Origin of the sequence: Nocardia seriolae NBRC 15557 (genome assembly GCF_007990715.1) — a bacterium.
In the GTDB taxonomy this organism is placed as follows: Bacteria; Actinomycetota; Actinomycetes; order Mycobacteriales; family Mycobacteriaceae; genus Nocardia; species Nocardia seriolae.
Window position 1 is genome coordinate 1 of record NZ_BJWY01000121.1, and the last position, 23337, is coordinate 23337.

Here is a 23337-nt window from a genome sequence, read left to right on the forward strand (position 1 = left end):
AGTATTAAGCGGCCTCGGCAGTGTGGGTCCGGTCGTCGAGCGGAAATCCCGAGCGGCGGCGTCCACCGAAGAGAGGTTGAAACATGATCCCGGTTATCATTGACACTGGTTCCGCTGCTCTGAACGGCGTTCTCCACACCGGTAGCGCGGCCCTGGGAGGTCTGCTCAACACCCTGTGGACCGGCTCCTTCGGCCGTTAATTCGCATTAGAGCGAAGGGTTTTCGGGCAATCGCCCCGAGTGCGTTCGCACTCGGGGCGATTTTTTCAGGAAGACTGCTCATACCGCCAGCGCCGGCGTGCGCCGCGCCCGCAGGATCTGCTCCAGCAGCGCCACCAGCACCGATTTCACCGATTCCCGGTCGCGCGCATCGCAATCCATGAGATGGATGCCGGGGGACAGGTCCAGCGCCTCGCGCACCTCCTCGAGATCGAAGCGGGCCCCGGCCTCGAATCGGTTGACCGCCACCACGAACGGGGTGCCGCGCTGTTCGAAGAAGTCGAGCACCGGGTAGCAGTCCTCGACTCGGCCGGTGTCGACCAGGATGACGCCGCCGAGCGCGCCGTCGAGCAGATCGTCCCAGAGGAATTCGAAGCGTTCCTGGCCCGGCGTGCCGAACAGGTACAGCACCAGGCTGGCATCGAGGGTGATGCGCCCGAAGTCCAGGGCGACGGTGGTGGTGGTCTTGCCGGTGGCCAGGCCCGGATCGTCCACGCCCATCGACACCTCGGTCATGGCCGCTTCGGTGGCCCGGGGCTCGATTTCGGAGATGGCTCCGATGAATGTCGTCTTTCCGACGCCGAATCCGCCGCTGGTCACGATTTTCACCGAAGAGGCCAGCGGCATGGGATCCGCGTGTGTTTCAGAGGTTCCGAACAAGGTCTCGGATCCTTTCCAGAGCGGCGGTGGACAGCTCGTCGGTGCCGCCGACCGACGCGTGTCCGGCGGAGACCAGATCGCTGACCAGCACCCGTGCCACCCCGATCGGCACCCGCAGGGCGGCGCCGATCTCGGCGATGGAGTGTGGACGCTGGCACAGCCGGACCACTCGTTCGAGCTCGAACCGCAGCGGTGCGGAGAGCGCGGCGGGGGTGGCGCGCACCAGGGTCTCGATGCGCAGGCCGTCGACGACGGGGGTGGTGCGGCCCGAGGTCATCATGAACGGTCGTACGACCTGTTCCTCGGCCTCGGCGAATTGTTGTTCCCGGGTGGGGCTTTCGGACGCTGCGGCACCGGACCACCCGCTGGGGCGGGTCAGCGCGATCATGCGCTCGTCCGGTAACCGGTGCGAATCGTTCATCGGCTCAACGACTCCCGCAATTCGGAGATGAGGGCCGGGGTGAGCAGCGCTCCGGCGCGATCGGCCAGCGCCGCCATCTGATAGCCGACCAGGCCGACATCGGCGTTGTGGTCGGCGATCACGCCGATGCAGCTGCCGTTGGCCATGGCCGAGACCAGCAGGAAGCCGCGGCCCATCTCGATCATGATCAGCCGCAGGCCGTCGAAATCGTAACTGCGCGAGGCACTTCGGCCCAGGCTGGTGAGCCCGGAGACGATGGCGGCGAGCCGGTCGGCCGCGGATCGGTCCAGGCCCGCGGACATGGCCATGAGCAGCCCGTCGGAGGAGACGGCCACGGCGTCGCGCACGCCGTCGGTGGTGCGCACGAAGTCGGCCAGCATCCAGTTGAAGGTGTGCGGATCGGTGTCGGTGTAGTGGGTCGTCACCCGGTTCCTCCTATGCTTTCGCTCCGGGTCGGGGCGGTTCGCCGCCCTGCCCGCGTTGATGCCCGGACCGGAAGCCGGCCAGCATGCTGCGTACCTCGTCGGGTGAACGGTCCGCGACCGGCGGGGCGGCGGGCCGCCCGGTTGCCGGTTGGGCGCCACCCGGTGCGGCGCCCGTTTGCTCGCGAGTCTTCCGGTTCCGCTTGACGAGACCGTTTCGCGTACGTTGCACCTCCGGGACGGCTGCCGAAACGTCGGTTCCGTTGACCGGTGAGCCCCCGGAAACCGGCGTGTCTCCCACGGCACCCGCGACCCCCGTCGCCGCGGGCGCGGAGACCGCTGGAATATCCTGCGCCACTGCGAAACTCGGTGTCGCGCCGTTGCGCGCCGGGAAGTCCGGCACGGCGAAGGAACCGGTGTTCGGGCCGGGGTAGCGGGGCTCGGTGCCGGTCGTGCGTGCCGACCCGGCGGCGTCGGCGCGGTCGGGCAGCGGCACCATCCTGATGCCGCTGGGCCGTGCGGGAGTTCCATTGGTGTGGCCGGTGCCGGGGGCGGTCGGCTCCGGAGGTGGGATGCCGCCGATCAGCTCGGTGAGCGCGGCGAAAGCTCCTGTGCCGGTGTCGAATACCGGATCGGTGGCGGCGGGCGCGACGTGGTGGGGCGGTTCGCCGCCGCCGGTGCTCGCGGGCGGGTACGGGGAGCTGTGCCGCCCGTGCTTGGCCTCCGGCATGGCGTCGATGGCGGTGGGCAGTTGTGCCGCAGCGCGTTTCGGGTCGTCGACGGGTGCGGGGGCCTGCGCGTTGGGGTCGCCCAGCAGTTCGGCGGGCAGCAGGATGCGGGCGACAACGCCGCTGGTGGGCGACACGGTGAGCTCGACCTCGATGCCGAGGCGCTGGGCCAGCCGGCCCACCACGAAGTGCCCGAGGAACCGGGTCGGCGCGACCAGGAAGTCGGCCTCGCCGCGCAGCCGGGCATTGGCGGTGGCGAGCTGCTCGGCGGGCATGCCGACGCCGTGGTCGACGACCGCGATCATGTAGCGCGAGCCGAGCCGGCGGCCGTAGAGCTCCACCTCGAGATCGGGCGGGGAGAACGACAGGCCGTTCTCGATGAGTTCGGCCAGCATGTGCGCGATCTCGCTGACGTGCGCGCCCGCGATGGCGACATCGTCCACCCGGCGCAGCACCACCCGGCGATAGTCGTCGACCTCGGACAGACCGGCGCGGATGACATCGGTCAGCGGGATGGGCTTGGACCAGCGCCGCGGGCTGGACTCGCCGACCAGCACCAGCAGGCTCTCGGCATTGCGGCGCATGCGGGTGGCCAGGTGGTCGAGCTCGAAGAGATTGGACAGCGCGCTGGGGTCGAGTTCCTCGCGCTCGAATTCGCTGATCAACCCGAGCTGGCGGCGCACCAGATTCTGATTGCGGCGGGCCAGGTTGGCCATGGACTCGGTGGTGTTGCGGCGCAGCCGGGCCTGGGCGGAGGCCAGATCGTAGGCGGTGGTCTGCACCCGGTCGAGCGCCTGGGCCACCGAAACGATTTCGGCGCCGGCGCTCTCGTCGGCGCGCACCGGCTCCGGCGGGGCCGGGTCGGTGCCCTCGGACTCCTGCCAGGCCGCGATGAGGTGCGGCAGCCGGGTGCCCGCCACCTCGTCGGCCTCCTCGGCCAGTTCCGCCAGCGGCCGCACGATGGCTCGCACGCTGGCCACCACCAGCGCCACCTCGGCGGCGATGGCGAGCAGTGCGGCGGCCGCGAACAGCGACAGCCGCAGGGCGGCGTCGCGGCGCAATTCGTCGGCCCGCGCGGTGATCTCGGCGCCCACGCTGCGCTGCACCGTGCGCTCGCCGTCGACGATGGTGGTCATCTCGCGCCACCAGTCGGCGGGCACCACCGATTCGGTGAGCGGCCCGCGGGTGGAGGCGATGGCGATGGCCTCGGCGTCACCGGCGCGGGTGGCCTCGTCGGTCCGCATCACGGTGTAGAGCCGGGAGCGCTGGTCCGGGGTGGCGTCGCGTTCGAATGCGGTGACGGCGGCCTGCTTGGCGGCGCGGATATCGAGGAATCGCACGTACTCGCCGGGCCCGAAGTCGCCCGCGGCGAAGACGCCGTTGAGGAAACCGCGTTCCTGGGCGGTGAATTCCTTGACGTCACCCAGTGCGTAGAGGGTCTGCAACCCGCGCCACAGGTTGCCGTCGCGGGTCGCGTCGAGGCCCGGTCGCGCCTGCGCGAGCGCGGAGATGGCATTGGTGTAGAAGGTGAACGAGGCCGACCGGTCGGCGCGCCCGGTGTCCACGTCGGCGCGATTGGCGGTCACGCCGGAGAACTGGTTCAGCGCGGTGCGCACCAGGTCCGTGCCGGGCGGTTGCTCGGCCAGTACCGAATTCAGTTGCTGCAGCGCGCTGTCGGTGGCCAGCCGCTGATTGCCGACCGCGGGGCGCGAGCCGGTGTCGCCACCGAGCAGGCCGTTGGTGAGACCGCGTTCGCGCTGCACCTCGTGCACCAGGTCCTGGACCGCGAGCGCGAGGCGCACCGCCCGGGCGGTGTCGCCGGTGTCGCGGTAATCGCTCACCTCGCGGGCGATGATCACCGTCAGCAGTGCCAGCACCAGCACCACCGAAACGATCAGAATGCGGCGTAGCCGGGCCCGGATGGTGCGCGGCCGGATCAATTCCATTGGCGGCGCGAGGGTTCCGCCACCCGATGGCAACAGTTTGACCGAACGCACCTTCACTCCGTCTCGCATAGATCAGCTGTCGTGTCGACCCGGGCCGGGCACGTGGGGAATCGTCAGCAACGTCGCATACCCGAACGGTGTTCGCAATTCGAGGGCCGTCGATGTGGCAGGCGGAACTCATTGTCGCGCGCGCTATTACGAATCTGGTCACAATGTGTGAGAAACAGATGTGATCTTCGCGTCGGCGGGGAAACAATGGCGTGAACAACGGCTCACCGCTGTTCCGGAGGCGGTCGAGAGCGGGCCGGATTGTCCCGCTGGATGTGGATAGTCGAGTGGATACTCGCTCTTCCGCACTATGCAATCCTGCTCCCTCCGAACATCGCCTATCCCGTGGTATTGATGAACGCGTTTTTCGCCATCCTGTTGACCGAGGTATACCCGCGCGCTGTTCGAATTCAATGTCGGTGTGCCGCGCCGGAGTCGGCGAGTTCGCTGCGGTGCGCTCTCGCGACCGGGCACCGATCCTCAGCCGCCGCTCCGGCTCGGTCAGGGCGCCAGCAAGCCCGAGGCCGCGGCCTCGTAGAGCCGCCGCACCACGTCCTCGATATCGGGTTCCTCGATGGACAGATCGCGAACCTCCGCGCGCGCGGAGACGGCCGTGAGCAACTGGGCGGCCGTGGTGATCTCGGTGTCGAAGGCCAGCCGCTGCCGCATGCCCGCGCCCGCGCTGTCCAGCAGCTTGGCCCCGGGCAGGTCGGCCAGGTCCGGGGTGGGCTCGGCGAGGTCGACGGTGAGCACCCGCTGCGCGCCGACGGTCGCGCCGAGCCCGGTCAGCGAGCCGTCGTAGACCAGCCTGCCGTGGTCCACCACCAGCACCCGCTCGCACAGCCGCTCGATATCGCCCATGTCGTGGGTGGTGAGCAGCAGGGTGGTGCCGCGCTGGGTGCGCTCGCAGCGCAGGAACTCGCGTAATCGCTGCTTGGACAACACATCCAGGCCGATGGTCGGCTCGTCGAGGATGACCAGTTCCGGCGAATGCAGCAGTGCGGCGGCCACTTCCGCGCGCATGCGCTGCCCCAGCGAGAGCTGCCGCACCGGGGTGTCGAGGGTGCCGTCCATCTCGAGCCCGCCGACCAGCTCGTCGGTGCGGGCCCGCGCCGCCGCAGGGGTGAGCCGGTGGATGGCGGCCAGGATCGAGAACGACTCCCGCAGCGGCAGGTCCCACCACAGCTGCGAGCGCTGCCCGAACACCACCCCGATCCTCCCGGCCAGTTCGCGCCGCTGCCGCACCGGGTCCAGCCCGCAGGTGCGCACCCGCCCGGCGGTCGGCACCAGGATGCCGGTGATCATCTTGATGGTGGTGGACTTACCGGCCCCGTTCGCGCCGATGTACCCGAGCGCCGCGCCGGGCTCGACGCGGAAGCTCATATCGTCCACGGCGGTGAGCAGTTCCCGGCGTCGCCGCCAGCGCCCCTCCTTGCGACTGAGAACGAAAGTCCGTGTCAGGCGCTCGATATCGATGATGGCACCGTTATCGATGATCGCACCGCTCACCCGCCGCCTCCTTGATAGTGCCTGGTGCCCAATCGCCACAGAAACAGCGCCGCCGCCCACACCCACAGCGCCGCCAGCGGTGCCGCCCAGGCCAGCGCTCCCGGCAGCGGCGCCGAGCCCGGCAACCGGAGCAGCGCGATGGCGGGTACGTAGGACGTGAAGGCGACCGGAATCAGAAATCCGAAAACGAGTTTCATCGGTGTCGGGAACACCGAGGTGGGCTGCATGGACGCGTAGGAACCCCCGTAGGTGAAGGAATTGGTCAGCTCCGCGCCGTCGATGAGGAAGAACTGCACCCCGGCCGCACACACGAAAAGCCCGGCGAAGATCGCTATTCCGGACAGCAGCGTCACCGTGAACAGCAGCACGTGCGCGGGCGTCCACTGAATATCGTTGCGCGCCAGCCCGAAGGTCAGCACGGTGGCCGCGACCGCGATGCGCGCCAGCCGCCGCAATTGGATATCGCTGGTCATGAGCTGCAACAGCAGGGGCTGCGGTCGCAGGTAGAAGGCGTCGAGCTGGCCCATGCGGATATAGGTGGGCAGCGTGTCGGCGTGCCCGACGACCATGTCGGCGATGGCGAAACTGGTATTGCTGAGCCCGAACAGCAGCAGCATGCCGTCCAGGTCCAGCCCGCCCAGTCGCGGCACATTGTGGAAGATCACCCACATTTCGGCGAACTCCACCAGCCCCATCAGGAACGCGCTCAGCAGATCGGTGGCGAAGGACACCGGGTAGGCCCGTTGCGCGCGCAGCCGCGATCCCAGCACGGCACGGTAGGGCTGCAGTCGTGAGGGGCGTGCCTCACCCACCCTGCACCTCCAGCTTGCGGCGCCCGGCCCGCAGCAGCAGCTGCCCGACGCCGACCAGAACGGCCAACCAGAAGCATTGCACGGCAACTATTTCCACGGCGGCGAACCCGGCGGTACGGCCGGAGAGGACATCGATGGGCCACTGCAGCATGGACGGGAACGGCGTGGCATAGGCGATGGCCCGCAACCAGTCCGGGAACAGCGGCAGCGGCGCGAACAGCCCGGCCAGGAAGGTGCCGCAGATCATGTGCAGCGCACGCAGCCCGCGGGTCTCGATGAGCCAGAACCCGGCCAGGCAGACCGCGAACATGGACAGGAACGACAGCGTCATGGCCAGCAGCAGACTGATGCCGCCCAGCCGGTAGGGCCCCGGCGTGATCGGGAAGGCCAGTCCGAAGGTGAGCGCGCCGACCAGGATGCTGGGCACCCCGCGCGGTAGCAGCGAGTACAGCGCGCGGCCCAGATACTCGGCCAGATGGGCGAATTGGATGTCGATGGGCCGCAGGAAGTCGATGGCCACGTCGCCGGTGCGAATGCGTTCGGCGATATCGGGCAGCATCCAGAAGGCGATGGACCCCAGGATTCCCTGCGACAGCCAGATGTAGGCCCCCATGGTGTCGTGGTCGTAGCCGCCGAAGCCGCTGTTGGCGCGCAGGGCCGCCAGCAGTACCGCGGCCCGGACGAAGCCGAACACGAGATTGGTGATGACGCCCGCCAGCATGGCGAGGCGGTAGTGCGACTGTCTGCGAAACCCTGCCTTGACCAGCTGCCAGTAGACCCCCACGTCGCTGCGCACAAGAGGCTCACGTTACGGGGAACACCGGTGTCCGGGGCGGGGTTTCGGCAAAACGTTGCGGTGGTCGGCCAGATTTGTCGAAAATGGTCGTGTTTCACACTGGGGCCTGGTAGAAACAGCAGCGTTTCACTTTGTTGCGACGCGAGGAACCCAGATGACCATTGCCGAGACGACCGTTTTCGAGGCGCTCGAATCCAATGTGCGTGGTTACTGCCGTTCCTGGCCGACCGTCTTCGACACCGCCCGCGGCGCCTGGCTCACCGACCACAACGGCAAGGACTATCTCGACTTCTTCGCCGGCGCGGGCGCGCTGAACTGCGGGCACAACAACCCGGTCCTCAAGCAGGCGCTCATCGACTACCTGGTCGGCGACGGCATCACGCACGGGCTGGACATGTCCACGGTCGCCAAGGCCCGGCTGCTCGAGACCGTGCGGGAGCTGCTGCTGACCCCGCGCGGACTCGACTACAAGGTGCAGTTCCCCGGCCCGACCGGAGCCAATGCCGTCGAGGCCGCACTCAAGCTGGCGCGCAAGGTGACCGGGCGCACCACCGTCCTGAACTTCACCAACGGCTTCCACGGCATGACGCTGGGCGCACTGTCGGTCACCGGCAATGCCGCCAAGCGGGCCGGCGCGGGCGTGCCGCTGGTGCACGCCACCCCGATGCCCTACGACGGCTATCTCGATGAGCCCGAGGACTTCTCGTGGATGCGCCGCGCCCTCGACGACAGCTCCTCCGGGCTGGACAAGCCCGCCGCCGTGATCGTCGAGACCGTGCAGGGTGAGGGCGGGGTCAATGTGGCCCGCGCGCAGTGGCTGCGTCAGCTCTCCGAATTGTGCTCGGCCCGCGGCATCCTGCTCATGCTCGACGACGTCCAGATGGGCTGCGGGCGCACCGGCCCGTTCTTCTCCTTCGAGGTCGCGGGCATCACCCCCGATATCGTCACGCTGTCGAAATCCATTGGCGGCTACGGTCTCCCGATGGCGCTGGTGCTCATGCGCCGGGAGCTGGACCAGTGGGCCCCCGGCGAGCACAACGGCACCTTCCGCGGCAACAACGCCGCCTTCGTGACCGCCGAGGCGGCGCTGCGCCACTACTGGTCCGACAACCGCATGGAAGCCTCCACTCTGGCCAAGGGGGCGCGCATCCACGAGCACCTGACCACGCTGACCGAATCCTTCACCGGCATCACCGTCCGCGGCCGCGGCCTGGTGCAGGGTCTGGTGTTCGCCGACGCCTCGCAGGCCACCAAGGTCTGCCGCGTCGCCTTCGAGCACGGGCTGCTCGTCGAAACCTCCGGCTCCTCCGACGAAGTCGTGAAGCTGCTGCCACCGCTCACCGTCACCGATGACGAAATCACCCACGGCCTGGGCATTCTCACCCGCGCCGTGGAGATCGTCCGCGACGGTCACTGAGACCAGCGCCGATCGGCGCGCCAATCGTCGGCCACCGCCCACACCGGTGCCGACCCGGTGCCGGGTTCCCAGCTGCGGAGGGAACCCGGCGCCAACTTATTTCCTCCCCGTCGTGGTGCTCACGATGTGAAGTACTTCTCGAACAAGGCCCACAGGCCCGCGTCGTCCTTGGGCGTATTGCCGGGCCTGGTGGGCGCGGCTGCCTGGATCGCCACCGGCAGGTGCAGGCCCTCGTAAACGCGGACCGGGGCGTATCGGGGGAGGCGTCCGCGTTAGCGGAAGTACCGTCCGGCGGGCGTGCCCTGTTTGCGTTACTCGCGTCCGCGTCCGCGTCCGCACACGCGTGCGTGACGAACTGGCTCAGGTCGCCCTGATGCATGGCCTTCGCCGCATCGCGATCGATGCGGCGATGAAGCCGACGGACGGTTCGTCATCGTTGTTATCGCAGTCCAGGACCGCGGTGAACGGGTCGAGCGGCGGGTTGGTACGGCGGCAGTAGCGGCGCACAGTCGGGTCGTCGATATCCGGCCGCAAGTAGGTTGCTGCAGTCAGAGAAGTCGTAGGCCTGGTGCAGTATCCGCTTTCGTGGAGATTCATTCACTCGGCGGTTGACCCCCGACGGGTCCGGGATAGCGGTACTGTGACCGCGTGGAGGTCGCTCGCGCAGGATGGTCGGGTTCACACCCCAGCGGGTGCGGAAGTTCCGATCGAGTCTGGCGAGGACTGCCTGCTTGCCGAGCGTGAGCCAGCCCTTGGAAGCTCCGTGCGAACGTCGCAGGATGGTGCGGGCTCCGCTGATGTCAGCGTGCAGACGCTTACCACAGAACCGGCACTGGTGCCGAGACCGCGTGATCCTGTTGAGCCGGTCGACATAACCGCAACCGGTGCAGCTCTGGGAGGTATAGGCGGGATTGACCTCGACGACGGCGATCCCGTGAGTCTCCGTAAGAGAGGCGAGCTTCGCGTTGACCGCACCGCGTCCGGCGCGGGCAAGCAGGCGGTTCATCTGCCGCGATAGACCCCCACCTGTAAACCGGAGCCGCTCCACGACAAGCGTTTTCACATCCTCGAGGGCGAGCCTGTTCAGGATGCGCCCAACCTCATTGCGGACATGCCCCCGAATCCGGGACTGCAATCGGCGATACCGGGCCGAGTTCCTCGGTCGGATCCCGTTGGCCTGCAACGCACTGGTCAACGCCACTAGCTCGTCATCGCGGGCCTTGAGCCAGGCGAACAGCTGTCGCCCGCGCCCGATCAAGCGGTCCAGCCGATAGGGGCCGAACCGGGATCCGACGGTGAGCGGGTGATTTGGACTGCTCATGATCGTCTTCGGCTCCTCGCTGCGGATTCATTGTGGCAGTCGGGGAATCCGGCAAGCCCAGAATCACGGGGATTCCAACCGGTGACCGGGCCGGTCGCGGACGGCACAGTGCAATGCGTGGCGGGCGCAGGTCCCCGCTCGCCATCGTCCCCGTCCCCCGTGTGCCCGAGGTGCCGTCTTGTCCTCAATCGCCGTGCAGGCCCGGCCCATTGCGGCCCGCCTGCGCCTGCCGAGCGTATCGGTGCCGGCGCGGTTCGTCGCGCCGGTCGTACTGGTGGTGATCTGGCAGGTGGCCAGTTCCATCGGGGTGCTGCCGGAGCGGCTGCTCGCCGCACCGGTCACCGTGGCGCGCACCGCCGTCGACCTGATCGAGGACGGGACGCTGGGCAAGGCCGTCTCGGTGTCGTTGCAGCGGGCCGCGCTGGGTTTCGTGATCGGCGCGGTGGCCGGGGTCGGGCTGGCGCTGGTGGCCGGGCTGAGCCGGGTGGGGGAGTACCTGGTCGATCCGATCCTGCAGATGCTGCGGACGCTGCCGTTCTACGGGCTGATCCCGCTGTTCATCCTGTGGTTCGGGATCGGAGAGCTGCCCAAGATCGTGCTGGTCGCCTTCGGGGTGGCGGTTCCGCTGTACCTCAATACCTTTGCGGGTATCCGCGGTGTGGACGGGAAGCTGGCCGAGCTCGCGCGGGTGCAGCGGTTGAGCCGCCCGCAGCTGATCGGCCACATCGTGCTGCCGGGCGCGCTGCCGCAGACGCTGGTCGGCCTGCGGCAATCCCTCGGTGTGGCCTGGCTGGCGCTGATCGTGGCCGAGCAGGTGAATGCCGATGCGGGCCTGGGCTACCTGATCAACGACGCCCGCGAGTGCCTGCGCACCGACGTGATCGTGGTCGGCCTGCTCGTCTACAGCCTGCTCGGACTGCTCACCGACGCACTGGTCCGTTCCATCGAGAGGAGAGCGCTGACATGGCGACGCGGCTTCCTGACACACTGACCGCTTCGGTCATCGCGGCCACGCCGGCGGATCTCGCGGACGGCCCCGAGACTTCGGCCGTCCCTGAGATTCCGGCCACCTCCGAGGCCGCTGCCCGCCCCGAGACCGCGGCCGAGGTCCGCGGGACCGAGGACGCGGTGGCTCGAATTCGGGGTCTGGTCAAGGACTTCGGTGAGCGGCGGGTGCTGCACGGCCTGGATCTGGACATTCGGCGCGGCGAGTTCGTGGCGCTGCTGGGGCGCAGCGGATCCGGCACATCCACGCTGCTGCGCGCGCTGGCGGGATTGGACGCCGAGACCGGCGGTGAGCTCATCGTTTCCGGAGAGGTCGCGGTGGCGTTCCAGGGGCCGCGCCTGGTGCCGTGGAAGCGGGTGCGCGACAACGTGACCATGGGCCTGCGGCGCGAAAAGCCCAAGGACGCAGCGCGGGCCGCGCTCGCCGAGGTGGGCCTGGCCGAGCGCGGCGGGGCGTGGCCGCTCACCCTGTCCGGCGGTGAGGCGCAGCGCGCGTCGCTGGCCCGCGCGCTGGTCCGCGAACCCGACCTGTTGCTGCTCGACGAACCCTTCAGCGCGCTGGATGCCTTGACCCGCATCACGATTCACGGCCTGGTGCTCGACCTGTGGACGCGGCACCGGCCCGGCGTCCTGCTGGTCACCCACGACGTGGACGAGGCACTGCTGCTGGCCGATCGCGCGCTGGTGCTGGTGGACGGCCGCATCGGCCGCGAGCTCGTCATCGACCTGCCGCGGCCGCGCCGTCGCGAGCACCCCGAATTCCTGGCTCTGCGTGCGGAACTGCTCGCCGAGCTGGGTGTCACACCGGAAGCCGGTGTCCGATCGAAAGGCCCGACCGCATGAAGTCCAGACGCTTGTTCGCCGCCCTCGCCGTCACCACGGCCCTCGTCGGTGCGGCGTGCTCGTCCGGCAATAACGACGCCAAGGGCGTGAACGCGGACGGCACGGTGGACCTGTCGCAGGTGACCCTGCACCTCGGCGACCAGAAGGGGCAGGCGTTGCAGGCCCTGCTCGAGGTGTCGGGTGAGGCGAAAGACCTGCCGTACAAGGTGGATTGGGCCAATTTCACGGCCGGGCCGCCCATGCTGGAGGCCATCAATGCCGGGTCGGTCGACTTCGGCGGAGTCGGGGATGCGCCACCGGTGTTCGCGGCGGCGGCCAAGTCGCAGATCAAGATCGCGGCCGCCTATGACTCGGGCGCCAAGGGTCAGGCCATCGTGGTGCCCAAGGATTCGCCGCTGCAGGACCCGAAGGACCTGCGCGGCAAGAAGATCGCGGTCACCAAGGGCAGTTCGGCGCACTATCACCTGCTGTCGGTGCTGACCCGCAACGGGCTCACCTTCTCCGATATCGAGCCGCAATACCTGCAGCCCGCCGACGCGCTCGCGGCGCTGTCCACCGGCCGGGTCGACGCCTGGACGGTGTGGGATCCCTATGTGGCCCAGGCGGAATTGGGCGGCAACCGGGTGCTGGTGGACGGCACCGGGTACGTGAAACCGGACACCTTCTACGTGGTCGGCGCCAAGACCCTCCAGAACAAGGCGGCCGCGGCCGCGGTGCGCGATCTGCTCACCCGCATCCAACGGGCGCCCGTCTGGATCACCGGCCACCACGAGGACTGGGCCAAGCGGTCCTCCGAAATCACCGGCGTGCCATACGACGTCACCCTGCTCGCGGTGAATCGCGGCAATGTCGCCGATCATCCGCTCGACGACGCCACCATCACCGCCGAACAGCAAGTGGCCGACGCCTTCTCCGACGCCAAGCTGATCCCCGGGAAGGTGCGGATCGCCGACTTCATCGACACCCGTTACAACGACCGCTTCACCGCCTAGGAGTCCCCGAATGAGCTTGTCGTTCCACTGGTTTCTGCCCACCTCCGGCGACTCGCGCGGCCTGGTGGTCGGCGGTCACGGCACCCCCATGTCGGGTGACCGCCCGGCCTCGCTGCACTACCTCAACCAGATCGCCGCGGCGGCCGAGTCCAACGGCTTCGAGGCCGTGCTCACCCCCACCGGCTCCTGGTGCGAGGACGCCTGGCTGACCACCGCCATGCTGGTGGAGACCACCGAGACGCTGAAGTTCCTGGTCGCGCTGCGGCCCGGGCTGATGAGCCCGACCCTGGCCGCGCAGATGGCGGGCACCTTCCAACGGCACTCCGCGGGACGACTGTTCATCAATGTGGTGACCGGCGGCGAACCCCTCGAGCAGGCGGCCTACGGCGACTTCGCCGACAAGCAGGCCCGCTACACGCGCACGGGGGAGTTCCTGCATGTGGTGCGGTCGCTGTGGGAGTCGCACGAGCCGGTCACATTCCGGGGCGAGCACATTCACGTGGAGAACGCGCTGCTCGCCAACCGGCCGGACCCGGTGCCCCCGATCTTCTTCGGCGGTTCCTCGACCCCGGCGGGTCCGGTCGCGGCCCGCTACGCCGATACCTACCTCACCTGGGGCGAGCCGGTGCTGGCGGTGAGCCGCAAGCTCGACTGGATTCGCGGGCTCGCCGTGGACCACGGGCGCAAGCTGGACTACGGCCTGCGCATCCACGTCATCACCCGCGACACCGCCGAGGAGGCGTGGGCGGTCGCCGACAAGCTGCTCGCGGGCATCGACCCCGCCGATATCGAGCGCGTCCAGAACGACCTGGCCAAGAGCGAACCCGAGGGCCAGCGCCGGATGTCGGAACTGCACAACGGCAGCACCGACCGCCTCGAGATCGCGCCCAACCTGTGGGCCGGGGTCGGCCTGGTGCGCGGCGGCGCGGGCACCGCCCTGGTCGGCTCGCACGAGGAGGTCGCCGAACGCCTCATCGAGTACTCGAAGGCGGACATCTCCCACTTCGTCCTCTCCGGCTATCCGCATCTGGAGGAAGCGTATTGGTTCGGCGAGGGCGTGCTGCCCATCCTGGAGCGAAAGGGCCTGTGGCAGCATCCGATCCGCCGATCCGCCGCGCCCGCTGCCACTCCGTTCGCGAGCGCCTCGAGCAGCTGACGTCGCCCGTCATCGAACCGATGGACAGACGAAGCCGCAGCCGCCGCACCCAGGTCGGGTACGACGGCTGCGGTGTTCCCCGGGGGTACCCGGCGTCGGTGGGATCAGCGGTGCGCGACCGGGGGCGCGGGAGGGGCGTCGGACCGCCGGTCGGGGGCGGGCGTCACCGCGCGACGCAGGGCTACGGCATAGAGGAGAGCGGCGGCCGCGGTTCCGGCCAGCAGCAGGTAGCCGATGGTGTAGCTGCCGGTCTGGCCGTAGGCGATGCCCATGACCAGGGGCGGGAAGTAGCCGCCGAGACCGCCCGCGGCGCCCACCAATCCGGTCACCGTCCCGACGCGGGCCGGTTCCACCAGCTTGGCGACCAGGGCGAAGACGCCGCCGGTGCCCAGGCCCAGGCAGAACGCCATGGCCACCAGGGCCGCACCTGCGGGCAGTTCGGCCGGGGGTGCGAGGGCCAGCACCGGGGCGAGCAGGGCCGCGCCCGCGAAGGCCGCGGTCAGCACGCGGATCGGGCCGACCTTGTCCGAGAGGCTGCCGCCGATCGGGCGGGCCAGCACACCGGCCATCGCGAAGCCGGCGGTGCGGATGCCCGCGTCCGACTGGGCGAATTGGTAGACATTGTGCAGCACGGTCGGAAGGTAGGTCGAGAAGGCCACGAAGCCGCCGAACGCCACCGCGTACAGGAACGCACCCTGCCAGGTCGCCTTGAGCCGCAACGCTTCCCGGATCCGGGGTAGGGCGGGCTCGGTGGCGGGCGTCCAGTCCGGCGAGTCCTTCGCGAACAGCAGCACGATCACGCCCAGCACGGCCAGTGCCGCCGCCAGCAGGGCGTGCGTGGTCGCACGCCCGAGGTGCTCGACCAGCCGCGGTGTCAGCAGCGCCGACAGTGCGGTGCCGCCCATGCCGATTCCGAACACACCGGTCGCGAAGCCGCGCCGGGCGGGCTCGTACCAGTTGTTCACGAACGGCACGCCGATGGCGAACGAAGTGCCGCCGACACCCAGCAGGAATCCCCAGAACATCAGCCCGGCAAAGGAATTCGCCCAGCCCACGAACAGCACCGGGACAATCGTCAGGAAGCAGACGATGGCGAACATGCGGCGTCCGCCGAATCGATCGGCGAGCACGCCCACCGGAATCCGGCCCAGCGAGCCCACCAGCACCGGCGTCGCCACCAGCAGCGAGGTCTGGCCGGGTGAAAGATCCAGCATCCTGGTGTAACTCGACGACAGCGGCCCGATGAGATTCCACGCCCAGAAGGTCAGGGCGAAGACCGCCGTGGCGAGTGTCAGATTCCGGGTGTTCATAAATTCTGTCTACCCGGCGCGGAATTTCGCCGATAGTGGATCCGAAACACAGCACGGCCGTGGGTATTTTCGCCGCGTGACGCCGACCGGGCGGAACCCACCGCGACCGCAAATGCGCCGAAACGTGGGTATTCGAGATCACGCCGACGGGTTCCGCCGGTGGATGAGTACCGCTGCTGAGTAATTCGGCGGACGCCGTGGCGGCCCGGCCCTTCCTAGGCTTTCGGACATCACCCACCGCGGGTGACTCCGAGAGGAGGAGACCATGTCCTATATCCACATCACCCGCACCCCCGGTATCGGCCTGAAGGAATACCGGATCGTGCACGAGGCGCTCGGGCCCGAACCGATCGAAGGGAACCTGCTGCACATCGTCGGCGAACTGGACGGCGCGGTGCACATCGTGGATGTCTGGGAATCGGCCGCCGCGGCCGACCGCTTCGCCGCCGAACGGCTGTTCCCCGTCTTCGAGCGCACCGGGATCGCGCCCGGCCCCGACGCCCGGGTCGAGGCGTTCGAGGGCGAGGTCACCGACCTGCGCGGATAGCGCGGGGATCCCGGGCGGAGAGCGCGACGTGCGAGTAACGTGCGGTCCGGAGGTATCCGTGTCGACCGAGTTCATCGGCCGCGAGCGCGAGCTCGCCGACCTGCGCCGCCGCTGGGAACTGGCGGCGCACGGCACACCGGGGCTGCGCCTGGGAGACCTGCCGGGGCAACGGCGCCCGGGGTTTCGTCGTCGAGGCGGAATGCGAGCTCGCCGAGCTGATCCTGGCGCACGGGTCCGCCGAGGAGGCCCTGACTTTGGCGGAAGGCGCACTGCCGCAGAGCGAATCGATCGGTATGCCGCCGTGGACCCGGCGGCTGCGGCGGATCGCCGCGGAGGCGTCGGCGCGGACGGTGCTGTCCCCGCGCGAGCGGGAGGTGGCCGAGCTGGTGGCCGAGGGCATGAGCAATCGGGAGATCGCGGCGGCGCTGGTGCTGTCCGAGCGCACCGCGCAGAACCACGTGCAGCACATTCTGACCAAGCTCGGCTTCACCAATCGGGGCCAGGTCGTGGCCTGGGTGAGCCGAGGGCGGTGACGGCGAATTCACCTGCCCGTCGGGCGAGCGTCGACGACATCTGCCACAGTCGAGAGCTATGAACGGTCGGCGGCGGGTTCTGGGATTGTGGGCGGCGGCGCTGAGCCTCGGGCTGGTGGCGGGGTGTGGCGGCGGCGGGGATACCACCGCGCCCGTCACTTCGACTGCGGTGCGGCTGGTCTCGACCGACGACCTGCCGGCGTCGCGCACCGGCGAGGTGCATCTGTTCGGCATCAATGACCTGCACGGCAATCTCCAGCCGCCGGAGGGCTCCAATGGCAAGCTGGGCGTGTACCCCGCCGGGGGAGCGGCGTACCTGGGCGCGCATCTGGCGCGGCTGAAGGCGGCCTACCCGGACAGCGCGGTGGTGGCGGCCGGGGACAATATCGGGGCCAGCCCGCTCATCTCGTCGCTGTTCCACGACGAGCCGACCATCGACTTCCTCAACTCCGTCGGCGTGGTGGCCTCGGCGGTCGGCAATCACGAATTCGACCACGGCGTCACGGAATTGCGGCGGCTGCAGGAAGGCGGCTGCGCGGCCGACGGCTGCACCCCCGGCGAGGCGTTCACCGGCGCGAAATTCCCGTACCTGGCCGCCAATGTCACCGACGGCAACGGTCAGCTGCCGCCGGGGCTGCGCGCCTGGACCATGCTCCAGCTCGGCGGCCACAAGATCGGCGTGATCGGCACCGTCACCACCGACACCGAGCACATCGTGATGCCGGAGGGGATACGCGGCTACCGCTTCGGCGACGAGGCCGACGCCATCGACAAGTATGTGCCCGCCATGCGCGCCGCGGGCGCGGAAACCATTGTGGCCCTGCTGCACGACGGCGGCGCACAGCACCCGCACGACCGACCCCTCGACTACAACGGCTGCGCCGACATCTCACCCGAGGTGAAGGCCCTGGCGCACAAGACCGATGGCGCGGTGTCGGTCATGATGACCGCGCACAGCCACCAGGCCTACAACTGCTTCCTGGACGGCAAGGTGGTCACCCAGGCCGCCTCCTTCGGCCGCCTCATCACCGATGTGACGCTGCGTTTCCACGACGGCAAGGTCGAGGCCGAGGCGGTCAACCGGGTCGTCACCCGCGATGTCGCGCCCGCACCCGTCCCCACCGGGCTGGTGGATTTCTTTGCGGGGCAATCCAGACCGCGTGCGGAACGGGTGATCGGCAGCGCCACCGCCCCGCTGCCCGCCGAACCCGCCCCGGCGGGCGACTCCCCGCTCGGCGACGTCATCGCCGATTCCATGCTCGACGCCATGGCGAATGTGCGGGCGGTGGCGGCCTTCATGAATCCCGGTGGCGTGCGCGCCGGACTGACCGGCGGCAGTATCACCTACGAGCAGGCGTACACGGTGCAGCCGTTCGGCAATCAGGTGGTGGCCGTCGCGCTGACCGGGCAGCAGTTGCTGAATCTGCTGGAACAGCAATGGGACAACGTGAGCAAGCCCGGAGTGCTGTCGGTCGCGGGCATCAGCTACTCGTACTCGGAGGGTGCGCCCAAGGGGCACAAGGTGATCGACGGCAGCGTGCGGGTCGGCGGGCAGCCGCTGGATCCCGGTGCGTCCTATCGGGTGTCGACCAATGCGTTCCTCGCCGCCGGTGGCGACGGCTTCACCGTGTTCGAACAGGGCAGCGAAACACTGGTCGGCCCGACCGATCTGGACGCGCTGGAGTCCTATCTGCGCTCCCACGCGGCGATCGCGCCACCGCGGAGCCGCATCGAGAAGCGCTGAAGTCGTCGAAAAGCACCGAGGTCGTCGAAAAGCACCGCGGCTCAGCGCCGGAACTCCTCGACCGGGGTGAATTCCGCGTCCCGGTCGCCGACCTCGTTGCGATACCACCGCTCGCGCCGATGCCGCTGCACCCGATCCGCCACCGCGTCCAGGCCGGGCACGGTGCGGCGCAGGGTCTCCGCGCCGAACACCACCGGGGCCTGTAGCAGCGGATGCAGCACCCACGGGAACCGTCGGGGCATGCGGTGGCGGGCATAGGTGGCGGGCGGCAGCCAGAATCCGGTGTAGCCGATCTGCGCCCGATAATTGATCTCGTCACGAATCCGCTTGGCCCACGGCGTATCCGGCTTGGGCTCGAAGGCCGGTAGATACGACTCCACCAGCTCCTCGCCATCCGTGCCCGCGGTGTGCGCGCGATTACCAGGCCGATCCGGTGGCCGAGGCGTTCGTCGACGAGGTGTCGCTCGGCGAGATCGGACCGAGGGCCGGGCGGGCCATGCTGGATCAGGCCCTGACGCACGGGGTGGAGACCCTGCCCGACGCTCCGCTGATAGGCGGTCGCGAAGGCGCGGACCAGCTCCTCGTCCGGCTGTGGATCGAACCGGAACACCCCGCGCCACATCCGCCGGGCCCGCTGCACCCCCGGATCCGACACCCGATCCCAGTACCGGAACGCGCTCGGAATCTTCCCCGCCGCAGCCGCTGCCAAGGTCGCGGGAGCCTTCCCTGCCATGTCAGCAGCCTAGGTTTCGTCGCCGCCCCGGAGCGGAGATTTCCGGCCAATCCGGGCGCACATCGGGGCTTCCCGTGGCCCCGGGGGGAGCAGGGGCTACCGCGTCGCGGCGATCGTTCGGGAAGGAAGGACGTTCGCCGAGTGTTTCCCGCTCAGCGGTGGTGGCCCGCGCCGCCACCCCGTACGGTTCGCTGGTGAATCCCGTGCTCGAACCGGTCACCACCGTCGACGACCTCATGACCCTGCTCGCCGCCTGCGAAGACGCCTGGGACATGCCCGACCGCAGCGGTGACCCGGTCGACATCCTCGACCACGACCGCCAGTGCGCCGAGATCCTGCGCCGCGACTTCCCCTGCGACGAGGAGTTGCAGGTCGCCGGGCTGGTCCACGACATCGGCCACGTCCTTGTCCCCGGCGACGACGCGGGCCACGGCGTTCACGGCGGCAACGCCGTGCGCGCACTGCTCGGTGCGCGGGTCGCCCGCCTGGTCGCACTCCACGTCGTGGCAAAGCGGTACCTGGCAGCCACGGATTCGGCACATGCCGCGGCACTTTCACCCTCCAGTCGGCGCACCCTGGTGACCCAGGGCGGTCCCATGAAGGCCGACGAGGTCACCGCCTTCGAGTCCGACCCGGACTGCGCCGCCGCCCTCGCCCTACGCCGCGCCGATGACGCGGGCAAGGTCATCGGCCTCACCGTGCATCCGCTCGAGACCTGGCGGCCGATCGTCGAACGCGTGGCCGCTGCCCGCTGATCGCGTCGTCGCCGCTGCCGGGCGCGACCGGCGTCCCGGCGTGGGGTCGGGGGCGGCCGGCGAGCGGCGGCATAGACTCGGTCTATGCCCTTGTCGCCACGGGTGCCCGATCTCGCAGCGCTCGATCTGCTGTTGTCGGTGGTCGAGTTGGGGAGTCTGGGGCGGGCGGCGAAGGCGCACGCGATCAGTCAGCCGTCGGCGAGTTCGCGGATCCGGTATCTCGAGCAGCTGGTGGGGGTGCCGGTGCTGGAGCGGACCACGCTGGGGTCGCGGCCCACCGCGGCGGGGGCGCTGATCGCGGAGTGGGCGCGGGATGTGGTGGACGCGGCGGCGCGGCTGGACGCCGGCATCGACAGTCTGCGGGCGCAACGGGATTCGCGGTTGCGGGTGGCGGCCAGTCAGACCGTGGCCGAGTACCTGTTCCCCAAGTGGCTGATCGGGTTGCGGGCGCGGATGCCGGAGACCTCCATCGCCCTGGAATCGGGCAATTCGGCCGAGGTGGCCAAGGCGGTGCTGGACGGTCGCGCCGGGATCGGATTCGTGGAGAGCCCGCGGCTGCCGGGCGGTCTGGAAAGCCATGTGGTGGGCCAGGATCGGCTGGTCGTGGTGGTGGCGCCGGGGCATCCCTGGGCCCGGCGGGGCGAGGTCGGCGCGGCCGAACTGGCGCGCACGCCGCTCATCTACCGCGAACCCGGCTCGGGCACCCGCAACTCCTTCGAGCGGGCAATGGGCGGCGCCACGCCGGGGTGGGAGCCGAATGTCGCGCTGGAGCTGTCCTCCACCACGGCGATCAAGACCGCGGTCGCCGAGGGCGTCGCCCCCGCGGTGCTCAGCTCGCTGGCGGTGGCCACCGAACTGGCCGAGGGAATCCTGGTGTCGCCCACCGTGACCGGCCTGGAGCTGGAGCGGCAATTGCGGGCGATTTGGCCGACCGGACAGAAGCCGACCGGTCCGGCGCGTGATTTGTATGCCATTGCGCGCCGCCCGATTTGAGTCCGTTTGGGGAGTTTTGCCTGAAGTGTTGACAGAGTGACTCCCATCACCCTAATCTTCGGGCGCGGGCACACCGGATTTCGCGAGGACCGACCCTGCCTGCACATTTCCTTCGTCAATACAATGCCTTCGCTGAATTCGCAGCTCGAAGACACAAGTGCGCCAACGCCTCCCGTGAGCGTTATCAAAGGGTTATGGTCACCGCATGGTGCGAACCGCCGCCGCTGCCGCAGACCCGGATGAACCCGACATTCCGGCCACTGCTTCGCGGCCAAAGCTAGAGGTTGTTCCCGAATCGCCTGACCCCGAAGCGCCACAGCCCCACTCCTTCGGCGCACACGTCCTGAGCGCGGCCGATATCGAGCGACTCCCGTCCTCGGCCCGGCGCCGCATCGCAGCCTTCATCCACCTGCAGGTGGCAACTCTGGAGGAGTGGCCCGAACCGGTCCTGCCCCCCATCCCCGAACTCGACGAGATCTGATCGGACCGATCTCCCGAGGAGATCACCGGCTTATTGTGCATCCGGCCAGCGGATCCGGCCGGATCCTGGGATTTTGCCGGATGGCCCCGGCGGCCCGGCCTGGCATGGTCAGCGACCATGAACACCTCTCGGCCGTGTGGCCCGAAAAGCCCCCGAACCGGTGCCGCGACCCTGCTGGCCGCGCTGCTGACCCTCGGCGCGCACACCACCGGATATGCTGCGGCGGAACCGGATTCGACTACCTGGTACGTCCGGGCGGGAGCGCCCGCGGGCGGCACCGGTAGCGCGGACGCGCCCCTCGATTCCCTCGCCCGCGCCGAAGCGACATCGCGCGACGGCGACACCATCATCGTGCAACCGGCCACCGCGCCCCTCGACGGCGGCATCGCGCAAAAACCCCGCCAGAAACTGCTCGGCGACGGCCCGGCCGTGCTCGCCGCGGTGCAACCGGCCGAGCGGCCTCGCATCGCGAACACCACCGGCAACCACGACGGCGACGCCGTGCGCCTGGCCCCCGGCGCGGAGGTACGCAATCTGGTCATCATCGGCGCACGCCGCGGCGGCATCTACGGCTCCGACGCGGCGGACACCGTGATCGCGGGCAATGACGTGACCGGCACCAATCAGCAATGCGCCGACGGCTTCACGATCGGCCCGTTCGGCCTGCCGCCCACGCTTCCGGTGGGCGCGTCGATTCCGGCGCTGCCGGAGTTCATCACGCTCAACAACGGCTGGGCGGCCATCATGACCGACTTCCACGCCGCGGCGGGCACGGTCCGCGTGGAGGGCAATGCCGTCCACGACACCGCCTGCGGCGACGGCATCGACATTCGCGCGCTGGGTGGCAGCCGGGTCGAGGCCGAAGTGCGCGGAAACACCCTGCGCGCAATCAATCTCGGGCTGGCCAAGCTCTCGGTGCTCACCATCGGCGTGCAGGCGGGTGACAATGCCGAATTGAGCGGAACGCTGGACGGCAACTCCGAGACCGATATCGCCACCCCCGCAACCGCATTGCTCAATGTGATGGCCGACAGAGAAGGAGTCTTCATCAACCCCTTCGGGCAGGCGCACCTGGATATCACGGTGAACGCCAACCAATTCCACAGTGGCTATGGCAATTTCTCCGCCAATGGCCTGGAATACGTGACCACCAGCGGTGCGCCCGAGAGCCGGGTACGGGTGACGAACAGCGTCTTCGACAATGTCACCGGCGACGTGATCGAGAACTACAACCTCAGCACCGGCGCGGCACGCCAGTCGCTGACGCTGGAGAACGTGTATGCCCATCACTCCACCTTCCCCGGCGCGGCGCTCAATGCCCTGGTGCCCGCCAACCTCGGAACCTGTTTGGTGACAACCAATTTCGGCCGCGCCGCACACACCGATCTGACCATCGCCGACTCGGATCTCGGTGATTGCAGCGCCGACGGCATCGGCCTGATCGCCTACACCCCGGCGGGCGGCGAGCCCGCGACGGCCGCGCTCACCTTCGATATCCGCGACACCGTGCTCGGCGGAACCGCGGCCAATGGCATCAATATCGAGAACGTCGGCGATACCGCGGTGCTGCGCGGTTCCATCGTGCGCACCTCGATCGCGGCGGCTCGGGAATCGCTGCTGCGCACCGGCGGCGGAGACGGCCACATCGGCAGTGCCGCACTGCAATTGGAGGACGTCACGCTCGACGGTGCGGTGGTGGAGTGCCGCGCGGTCCCGGCCCACCCGCGGGTGAATCTGTCTGGTATCCCGGCAGCCTGCTGACAATGTCCAATTTGCGAGGAAATGAATCGATGTTCACCGCCCGGACATTCATTGGACACCCCGGCTGAATCGCAAAATACATTGGCACGCAACGGGGTGTGAATATGTTTTCCGAGTCACTATGGGACTAAAGACCATTGTCCACGCTCTGAGAACGGACTTAAATTTTGCTTGTCAATAACTGAC

At 69.0% G+C, this 23337-nt stretch carries 21 protein-coding genes and 1 pseudogene; 12 read left to right on the top strand and 10 right to left on the bottom strand.

What is annotated here, in order from left to right:
• Positions 1-278: 278 nt before the first annotated feature.
• The 7 genes from NS2_RS28405 to NS2_RS28435 form a co-directional block, all read right to left on the bottom strand.
• Complete coding sequence (locus NS2_RS28405; RefSeq protein WP_033090469.1) at positions 279-845, bottom strand: GTP-binding protein; 567 nt, start codon at positions 843-845, stop codon at positions 279-281.
• 16 nt (positions 846-861) lie between these two features.
• Positions 862-1299: a DUF742 domain-containing protein gene (locus tag NS2_RS28410; RefSeq protein WP_033090470.1), complete on the bottom strand. Its 438-nt coding sequence runs from the start codon at positions 1297-1299 to the stop codon at positions 862-864.
• Positions 1296-1724: a roadblock/LC7 domain-containing protein gene (locus NS2_RS28415; protein ID WP_033090471.1), complete on the bottom strand. Its 429-nt coding sequence runs from the start codon at positions 1722-1724 to the stop codon at positions 1296-1298. Before NS2_RS28415 ends, NS2_RS28410 begins: the two co-directional genes overlap by 4 nt.
• Before the next feature lie 10 nt (positions 1725-1734).
• On the bottom strand, positions 1735-4446 hold the full coding sequence (locus tag NS2_RS28420) for a sensor histidine kinase (RefSeq protein WP_235264009.1): 2712 nt from the start codon (positions 4444-4446) through the stop codon (positions 1735-1737).
• Between the two features lie 498 nt (positions 4447-4944).
• Entirely contained in the window at positions 4945-5826 is an 882-nt protein-coding gene (locus NS2_RS28425) for an ABC transporter ATP-binding protein (protein WP_230464663.1), read from the bottom strand.
• Positions 5827-5948: 122 nt separating this feature from the next.
• On the bottom strand, positions 5949-6764 hold the full coding sequence (locus tag NS2_RS28430) for an ABC transporter permease (protein WP_033090472.1): 816 nt from the start codon (positions 6762-6764) through the stop codon (positions 5949-5951).
• Positions 6757-7560: an ABC transporter permease gene (locus tag NS2_RS28435; protein WP_033090473.1), complete on the bottom strand. Its 804-nt coding sequence runs from the start codon at positions 7558-7560 to the stop codon at positions 6757-6759. The genes NS2_RS28430 and NS2_RS28435 overlap by 8 nt, the downstream gene beginning before the upstream one ends.
• Positions 7561-7714: 154 nt before the next feature.
• Between NS2_RS28435 and ectB the strand changes: the two genes are divergently transcribed.
• Positions 7715-8977, top strand: coding sequence for a diaminobutyrate--2-oxoglutarate transaminase (gene ectB / locus NS2_RS28440; RefSeq protein WP_033090474.1), 1263 nt, complete (start codon positions 7715-7717; stop codon positions 8975-8977).
• Positions 8978-9416: 439 nt separating this feature from the next.
• Here ectB and NS2_RS38560 read toward each other — a convergent pair whose 3' ends face one another.
• A complete protein-coding gene (locus NS2_RS38560) occupies positions 9417-10298 on the bottom strand; it encodes a zinc ribbon domain-containing protein (RefSeq protein ID WP_147207346.1) in 882 nt (293 codons plus the stop codon).
• 208 nt (positions 10299-10506) lie between these two features.
• Between NS2_RS38560 and NS2_RS28450 the strand changes: the two genes are divergently transcribed.
• Genes NS2_RS28450 through NS2_RS28465 form a run of 4 tightly spaced genes read left to right on the top strand, consistent with a single transcriptional unit; the run spans position 10507 to position 14294 of the window.
• On the top strand, positions 10507-11289 hold the full coding sequence (locus tag NS2_RS28450; RefSeq protein ID WP_045439435.1) for an ABC transporter permease: 783 nt from the start codon (positions 10507-10509) through the stop codon (positions 11287-11289).
• Entirely contained in the window at positions 11262-12146 is an 885-nt protein-coding gene (locus tag NS2_RS28455; protein WP_081986258.1) for an ABC transporter ATP-binding protein, read from the top strand. The genes NS2_RS28450 and NS2_RS28455 overlap by 28 nt, the downstream gene beginning before the upstream one ends.
• Positions 12143-13138 carry an ABC transporter substrate-binding protein gene (locus tag NS2_RS28460; protein WP_033090475.1) on the top strand — a complete coding sequence of 332 codons (996 nt, stop codon included), beginning with the start codon at positions 12143-12145 and terminating at the stop codon, positions 13136-13138. Before NS2_RS28455 ends, NS2_RS28460 begins: the two co-directional genes overlap by 4 nt.
• Before the next feature lie 10 nt (positions 13139-13148).
• Complete coding sequence (locus NS2_RS28465; RefSeq protein ID WP_033090476.1) at positions 13149-14294, top strand: LLM class flavin-dependent oxidoreductase; 1146 nt, start codon at positions 13149-13151, stop codon at positions 14292-14294.
• A 104-nt stretch (positions 14295-14398) separates the two neighbouring features.
• On the opposite strand, the gene NS2_RS28470 is transcribed toward NS2_RS28465, so the two are convergent.
• The gene (locus NS2_RS28470; RefSeq protein ID WP_045439426.1) at positions 14399-15604 is read right to left on the bottom strand and encodes an MFS transporter; all 1206 of its coding nucleotides are present in this window, start codon (positions 15602-15604) and stop codon (positions 14399-14401) included.
• 265 nt (positions 15605-15869) lie between these two features.
• Between NS2_RS28470 and NS2_RS28475 the strand changes: the two genes are divergently transcribed.
• The 3 genes and pseudogenes from NS2_RS28475 to NS2_RS28485 all read left to right on the top strand — a co-directional run bounded on the left by NS2_RS28475 (position 15870) and on the right by NS2_RS28485 (position 18428).
• Positions 15870-16151: a hypothetical protein gene (locus tag NS2_RS28475; RefSeq protein ID WP_033090477.1), complete on the top strand. Its 282-nt coding sequence runs from the start codon at positions 15870-15872 to the stop codon at positions 16149-16151.
• A gap of 353 nt (positions 16152-16504) precedes the next feature.
• Positions 16505-16684, top strand: a pseudogene (locus tag NS2_RS28480) (response regulator transcription factor); the annotation flags it as partial.
• 58 nt (positions 16685-16742) lie between these two features.
• Complete coding sequence (locus NS2_RS28485; protein WP_052086911.1) at positions 16743-18428, top strand: bifunctional metallophosphatase/5'-nucleotidase; 1686 nt, start codon at positions 16743-16745, stop codon at positions 18426-18428.
• 41 nt (positions 18429-18469) lie between these two features.
• Here NS2_RS28485 and NS2_RS28490 read toward each other — a convergent pair whose 3' ends face one another.
• Complete coding sequence (locus tag NS2_RS28490) at positions 18470-18808, bottom strand: hypothetical protein (protein WP_033090478.1); 339 nt, start codon at positions 18806-18808, stop codon at positions 18470-18472.
• Between the two features lie 547 nt (positions 18809-19355).
• Here NS2_RS28490 and NS2_RS28500 point away from each other — a divergent pair.
• From NS2_RS28500 to NS2_RS28515, 4 genes are all read left to right on the top strand, one after another.
• A complete protein-coding gene (locus tag NS2_RS28500; protein ID WP_261772320.1) occupies positions 19356-19916 on the top strand; it encodes an inositol oxygenase family protein in 561 nt (186 codons plus the stop codon).
• An 84-nt stretch (positions 19917-20000) separates the two neighbouring features.
• Positions 20001-20909 carry a LysR family transcriptional regulator gene (locus tag NS2_RS28505; RefSeq protein ID WP_033090479.1) on the top strand — a complete coding sequence of 303 codons (909 nt, stop codon included), beginning with the start codon at positions 20001-20003 and terminating at the stop codon, positions 20907-20909.
• A gap of 205 nt (positions 20910-21114) precedes the next feature.
• Positions 21115-21390, top strand: a complete 276-nt coding sequence (locus NS2_RS28510; protein ID WP_033090480.1) for a hypothetical protein — start codon at positions 21115-21117, stop codon at positions 21388-21390.
• A 117-nt stretch (positions 21391-21507) separates the two neighbouring features.
• Entirely contained in the window at positions 21508-23151 is a 1644-nt protein-coding gene (locus NS2_RS28515; protein ID WP_147207347.1) for a right-handed parallel beta-helix repeat-containing protein, read from the top strand.
• Positions 23152-23337 lie beyond the last annotated feature (186 nt).

Coding starts and splice junctions, on each gene's coding strand:
- NS2_RS28505 (WP_033090479.1), top strand. CDS start 20,001: ATGCCCTTGTCGCCACGGGTGCCCGATCTCGCAGCGCTCGATCTGCTG.
- NS2_RS28410 (WP_033090470.1), bottom strand. CDS start 1,299: ATGAACGATTCGCACCGGTTACCGGACGAGCGCATGATCGCGCTGACC.
- NS2_RS28470 (WP_045439426.1), bottom strand. CDS start 15,604: ATGAACACCCGGAATCTGACACTCGCCACGGCGGTCTTCGCCCTGACC.
- NS2_RS28475 (WP_033090477.1), top strand. CDS start 15,870: ATGTCCTATATCCACATCACCCGCACCCCCGGTATCGGCCTGAAGGAA.
- NS2_RS28405 (WP_033090469.1), bottom strand. CDS start 845: ATGCCGCTGGCCTCTTCGGTGAAAATCGTGACCAGCGGCGGATTCGGC.
- NS2_RS28515 (WP_147207347.1), top strand. CDS start 21,508: ATGAACACCTCTCGGCCGTGTGGCCCGAAAAGCCCCCGAACCGGTGCC.
- NS2_RS28485 (WP_052086911.1), top strand. CDS start 16,743: ATGAACGGTCGGCGGCGGGTTCTGGGATTGTGGGCGGCGGCGCTGAGC.
- NS2_RS38560 (WP_147207346.1), bottom strand. CDS start 10,298: ATGAGCAGTCCAAATCACCCGCTCACCGTCGGATCCCGGTTCGGCCCC.
- NS2_RS28425 (WP_230464663.1), bottom strand. CDS start 5,826: ATGAGCTTCCGCGTCGAGCCCGGCGCGGCGCTCGGGTACATCGGCGCG.
- NS2_RS28460 (WP_033090475.1), top strand. CDS start 12,143: ATGAAGTCCAGACGCTTGTTCGCCGCCCTCGCCGTCACCACGGCCCTC.
- NS2_RS28455 (WP_081986258.1), top strand. CDS start 11,262: ATGGCGACGCGGCTTCCTGACACACTGACCGCTTCGGTCATCGCGGCC.
- NS2_RS28465 (WP_033090476.1), top strand. CDS start 13,149: ATGAGCTTGTCGTTCCACTGGTTTCTGCCCACCTCCGGCGACTCGCGC.
- NS2_RS28510 (WP_033090480.1), top strand. CDS start 21,115: ATGGTGCGAACCGCCGCCGCTGCCGCAGACCCGGATGAACCCGACATT.
- ectB (WP_033090474.1), top strand. CDS start 7,715: ATGACCATTGCCGAGACGACCGTTTTCGAGGCGCTCGAATCCAATGTG.